Below are 4,212 nucleotides of genomic sequence, written 5' to 3'. Positions count from 1 at the left end.
AAACTGAGACAGAACACTAGTCTGCCCAGGCCGACTGTCAGCTGGCCCAAGTCGCGCCTCTGGCTCATGAAACAGACAGACGCGGACATCGATCTTTATCGCTAACGGGCCGAATTCCGCATCGCCGCCGCCCTGACGGTCGAGGCACGTACGGTCGCGGTCCAGGTGGAGCACACCATGGTCGGACTCGACGCCTCGCCTCCTGATGACTGTCAGACAGCCGGGACCCGGGGTGCACGGCGTTACATCCTGAAGGGTTGATGACTATGACGACGACCTACTCGGGTCCTGCGAGGCTGATCCTGGTCGACGGCGCATGCATATCCGGCATGGCTTCCCTCAGTACCAACCAGCGCGGAGGACTCAACGGCTGGGGCGGCACGTTCCGTCCGGACGAGATCACGACAGACCTTCGCAACGCAGTCGAAGGGCTGCAATTGGAACTGCCCTACGATCGGATGGGGACAGTCGCCGTCACCGGCATACGCAAGCTACTCGCCACGCAGGTGTTGGTGTCGTTGGCAGGCCGCGGACCCGCACCATTCTGATCGTGCGCCGCACGGCCGCCGCTACATCGCCGCCGCGACGCGGTCACTCTGCTCTGACGCAGCGACGAGGGCAGGACCGTGTTGATCGGGAGACTCTGCCAGGAACCGTTAACTCTCATGCCGCCGATCGTGCGCGCCGACAACCTCGGAGGCGTCTGGGCCTGGTGCGTGCAAGCGCGGACGCGGTGGCGAGAGGTCGGCCGAGCCGGCGGGCTGTTGGCCGCCGATGCTGCAGGTTCAGCGACCGGGGTCTAGCTCGGGCCGCGGCCAGCACGGTCAACCCAAGGGATGGGGGCAGATCAAGATCCCTCCCCGTGGCCGTTTGTGTCACGGCGCAGTTGTCGTGGCGCAAACGAGCGCAGTCCGGGATAGCCTTGCTGTATATGGCTACCTATCGCAGCGCCTCAGTGCTTCTCTCCTCGGACGGCACCAGGACCCCCGGCACCGCCGCGCTCTTCGTCGAGCCCGCCCGCAAGGGTGGGATTCCGCCGTGGGCAGGCGACTTCCGACCCGCCAACAGCGCCGGCAATGGCCCCAAGAACGCGGTTGGGAAGACCCTTACGTTGGAGCTGCCCGACGGTAGCACCGGCAAGGTCGTGGTCCAGAGCCTCAAGCGCGGGAAGGGAGGCGTCGTGCTGGCGTTGATGGGCGAGGACGCGCCCCCCTTCTGATCAGGAAACTGATCGCCACCGACGGCACCCGGCAGCCAGCAGCGGGCGGCCCGGGCGAGGGAGAAGTAGCCGGCGCCGCTGGAGAGGGACGGCATGCAACCCTGTCGATGTCAATGCGTTCGGATAGCCGCCGGGCGCATTACCTGACCGGTGGCTGGGCATCGACGAAGGTCAGGTGTACTGATCAGCCGCGATGCGGGCGGTTCGGGCGCCAAGGCAAGTCACCCCCAGCTATCACGATCTCGGCTCGACTCGGACAGCGATAGTCGTCGAAGTCGATGGCCGGATCGAGGCAGGGTGCCGGACCTCCGGGATCAGTCGTTGAGCGTCGTTATGGACCTGTGCACGGTCGGGTCCCGTTGGGCGCGTTGGCCCGTACGCCGACACGTGCCGGGCCAGAACGTAGTCGTAGCAAAACCCGCCCCCCTGATTGGCCGCTGCTGCCAGCGGTGTGGCTGCTCGGCGAGGTAGCACCCGCAAGCGGAGACGCCGGGCATTGCTGGCATCAGTTCGGGTAGCTGGTTGGCTCAGGTTGCCGACGGCCGAGCTTGGATTGGTGCAGGGTCTGATTTGTCGGGGTGCTGTGGTGATGGCGCGGCGCTGTCGGGTGTGGCGGGCTGCGGGTCGCCCTGCGGCGGGTCGACCTCGATGAAGCCCAAGAGCCGTTCGATGAGTCGCAGTGCCTGGGTGCGGTAGCGGTCGGCGAAGCCGCGACAGATCGCGGGCTGCGCGTCGGGGTGCTTGTAGTGGGGCAGTGTCGAGTGGCAGACGATGAACGACTCGCGGGCTCGGGCTTCGGCGACAAGGTCGCGCAGCCGGCCTGGCGCGAGATGCATTTTGTTGCCGAGGGCGAACACGCAGGTGTCGCACTGCCGCGACAGCAGCCGCGACTTACCGAGGTCGGGGTCGCCGACGCTGAGGCCAGCACTGGCGGGCTTGTTGAGCTCGTCGGGCTCGTCGGGCTCGGACCAACGTTTCATGATTTCTCCTGCTGCATGTGGGCAGGGGGCGCCGCCATAGGCGACGCCCCCCCGGGGCATGTCGGGGTGAGCGAGGGCGGGCAGACCGCGTCTGGCGGTGGTTGAGGGCAGGAGCGGCCAGACCAGCCGCGCCGTTGGGCGGAGCCAAATGTGTCTGGCCCGATCCGGTCAGGTGTGCGCGGCGGGCGGGTGGACGGCGACGAGGAGCCGGTCGACGGGCGGCCAGCCGTCGGCGGCGGGCTGCCAGGCTTCGGCCTGGCTGATGCTGGCGAAGGGGCCGACCACGGTGAGCTGGGTGCGGTCACGGTCGAGGAGGACCAGCGCGAAAGCTGTGCTGTCGAGGGTGCTGGTGCGGGCGGCTGCCGCAATAGCGGGCGGGATGCTCAGCCACTCGTCGGGGCTGATGTGCGGCTGGTTGGGGTGGTGCAGGGCCACGGGTGTGGTGGCGGCGATGTCGGCGTCGTGCATCGCCAGGTGGGGGGCGTAGTCGGCGGCTGCGGCACGGCCGGGGATGGGGCCGTGCAGCGACATTGCGGTGGTGGTGGCGGCGAGCAGGGCGTGGGGTTGACGGTCTTCGACGGTGTCGAGCAGGGCGAAGGTGAACGCATCCCGGCTGCCGATGTCGATCAGGGTGATCATGGCGGGTCGGCCAGTGGTGGCGTTGTCCCAGCCGACGACTTCGAAGTGGTCGCTGGTGAGGGTGAGGAACCGCTGGTAGGCACGGTTGGCGACGTCGAAGGGGTAGTCAGTGTTGAGCATCGGATGGGCTTTCTGACGGGCGGTCAAGGACTCGATGGACGGTGGGCCGCAGGTGCCACTAAGCCGGGCCAGGACCGAGGCGTGAACCGAGTTGGCAAGACGGGCGTGGGACGCGGTCGGCGGCTTGGCTTAGCGGGCGAGGACGGCGACGGTGTCGCCGAGGAGCAGCGGCGCTCCGTCGGGGCCTTTGATGTAGGAGTGGATCCAGATGCGGTAGGGCTGCCCGTCGGGGTTGACGAGGCGTCGCCAGTGCCCGCGCACGAGGAATCGGACGCGGTAGTGCCACTTCGCTTCCCCGTCGGTGGGTTCGGCGACGGGGTTGGTGCGTCGCAGCATCACCACGCGGGTGTCGTGGCGGAGGCTGGCGCGTAGCGCGCGGCGGCGGGCGGGCCGGTCCAGCGGCGGGGCGGCGACGGTGGCGATGGGTTGTTCCTGGATGCGCCAGAACGCGTAGAGCACCGCCGCGACGGCCCTCATCCGCAGCGTCGACTCGTCGATGCAGAATCGGCCGTCCGGGGCGGACTCCCAGTCACCGTCGACCGGCTGGTGGTCCTTTCCGATGGCGGCGATGGGGGTGCCGATGGGGATCTCGGCGAAGGAGTTCAGCACGTAGGGGCCGAACTGCGCGGCGAGGTCCGGCGCTTCGGCGAGTTGCTGGCGGCGGCGGACGGCGGCGGGGTCGAGCGGGTCGTCGCGGTCTGCCCACCCGGTGATCCACCAACCGGTCCGGCCGCTGCCGGTGTTGTGCCATTTGGCCCAGGTGATGGCGCCGATGGACGTGACCTCGCCGTGCACGCCGCGTTCGTAGATGGGTTCGGGCAGGAACAGCACCCCGGCGTCGCTGGGGGCGACGTCGTTGCCGACGACGTCGCCGGTGAGGTCGAGGGCTTGCGCGGCGGCGGCGATGATCGCGGTCATGGCCGGGGCGAGGACGTAGGGCTCGCCGTGCTGCCACGGCTCGTGCGCGACGCGGGTGAACGCGCCCAGCACGTCGCTGTGCCGGGCGGGATAGTCGGGGTCGTGGTCGAGGCGGGGTTCGAGGAATGCCCGCAGGTACTGCTGGGCGAATCGGCTACGGGAGTATTCGGTCATGCGCAGGCGCAGGTCCACTGCCGCGCGGGCATAGCCGGCGAGGGTCGACTCGGTACGGAAACTCACGGTCCCTCCGAGGAGGTCGGGGGCAGCGGCGGCTGGCGCGTCGCCGCTGCCACGGGGCAGATTGTCGGTGCGCGGGGCGCGCTCAGGCGGCACGCG

General features: G+C 68.9%; 5 protein-coding genes. 2 read left to right on the top strand and 3 right to left on the bottom strand.

The genetic code is table 11. From position 1 onward, the window contains the following. The first annotated feature begins 266 nt into the window (after window positions 1-266). Together JNW89_RS29475 and JNW89_RS29470 are read left to right on the top strand one after the other, a co-directional pair. A complete protein-coding gene (locus tag JNW89_RS29475; protein ID WP_238451579.1) occupies window positions 267-548 on the top strand; it encodes a hypothetical protein in 282 nt (93 codons plus the stop codon). Window positions 549-931: 383 nt separating this feature from the next. Beyond that, complete coding sequence (locus JNW89_RS29470) at window positions 932-1,219, top strand: hypothetical protein (RefSeq protein WP_238451578.1); 288 nt, start codon at window positions 932-934, stop codon at window positions 1,217-1,219. Between the two features lie 527 nt (window positions 1,220-1,746). Here the strand turns inward: JNW89_RS29470 and JNW89_RS29465 are convergent. The 3 genes from JNW89_RS29465 to JNW89_RS29455 all read right to left on the bottom strand — a co-directional run bounded on the left by JNW89_RS29465 (window position 1,747) and on the right by JNW89_RS29455 (window position 4,116). Next, window positions 1,747-2,199, bottom strand: coding sequence for a hypothetical protein (locus JNW89_RS29465; protein ID WP_238451577.1), 453 nt, complete (start codon window positions 2,197-2,199; stop codon window positions 1,747-1,749). A 168-nt stretch (window positions 2,200-2,367) separates the two neighbouring features. After that, a complete protein-coding gene (locus tag JNW89_RS29460) occupies window positions 2,368-2,958 on the bottom strand; it encodes a hypothetical protein (protein WP_238451576.1) in 591 nt (196 codons plus the stop codon). A gap of 129 nt (window positions 2,959-3,087) precedes the next feature. Then, entirely contained in the window at window positions 3,088-4,116 is a 1,029-nt protein-coding gene (locus JNW89_RS29455) for a hypothetical protein (protein ID WP_238451575.1), read from the bottom strand. Between the last annotated feature and the right edge of the window lie 96 nt (window positions 4,117-4,212).

The sequence above is a fragment of the Micromonospora sp. 4G55 genome (genome assembly GCF_016803375.1).
This window is presented reverse-complemented; position numbering and strand designations above follow the sequence as displayed.